This window comes from Escherichia sp. TW14182 (genome assembly GCF_000208525.1).
Lineage (GTDB): Bacteria > Pseudomonadota > Gammaproteobacteria > Enterobacterales > Enterobacteriaceae > Escherichia > Escherichia ruysiae.
This window is the reverse complement of sequence record NZ_AEJZ01000417.1, coordinates 1-721: the sequence shown is the minus strand read 5'-3', so window position 1 is coordinate 721 and position 721 is coordinate 1. Positions and strand designations below refer to the sequence as shown.

Annotated in this window: 1 protein-coding gene; it reads left to right on the top strand. The window is 51.7% G+C overall.

What is annotated here, in order from left to right:
* Positions 1 to 721 (top strand): type IV secretion system DNA-binding domain-containing protein (locus tag EQY_RS0122705; RefSeq protein ID WP_000663620.1); only part of this gene is annotated, 721 nt, incomplete at both ends.

Below are 721 nucleotides of genomic sequence, written 5' to 3'. Positions count from 1 at the left end.
CCTGAAAGACGATTATATGGTCTGGGCCGGCAATATGTTTCTCCAGGAGCTCTATCTTGCCCTGTTCTGGGCGTCTGTGGCAGTTGGTGTGCTGGCCTTTCTGATTTTCCGTTTTCTGCGTCGTCTGGGTGAAAAACAGGCTCAGGATGAACGTATCGGGGGACGTGAACTGACAGATGATGTGAAAGCAGTGGCGCGTGAAATGCGGCGTCGTGGTGAAGCCTCATCCATCTGTATCGATAAGTTACCTCTGCTGCTGAACAGTGAAGTGCAGTATCTGATGATGTACGGCACGCCGGGGGCCGGTAAATCCAACACGCTCAATAAACTGCTGAAGCAAATCCGGGCACGTGGCGATATGGCCATTATTTACGATAAAGGCTGTTCGCTCATTAAAAAGCATTTCAGTGAACAGGATGACGTCCTGCTTAATGCACTGGATCGCCGCTGTGCATACTGGGATATGTTCCGTGAATTTGAGTCCATTCCCGATTTTGACAGCGCAGCCAATACGCTGATCCCGATGGGGACAAAAGAAGATCCGTTCTGGCAGAGTTCTGCCCGCACCATTTTTTCTGCCGTGGCGTATCGCCAGAAAAAGAATGGTATTCACTCCTACAATGCCCTGCTGCGCACGTTACTGGCGATCGACCTGAAGGCCCTGCGTGACTACCTGGCCGGAACGGAGGCCAGTAACCTGGTGGAAGAGAAGGTGGAAAAG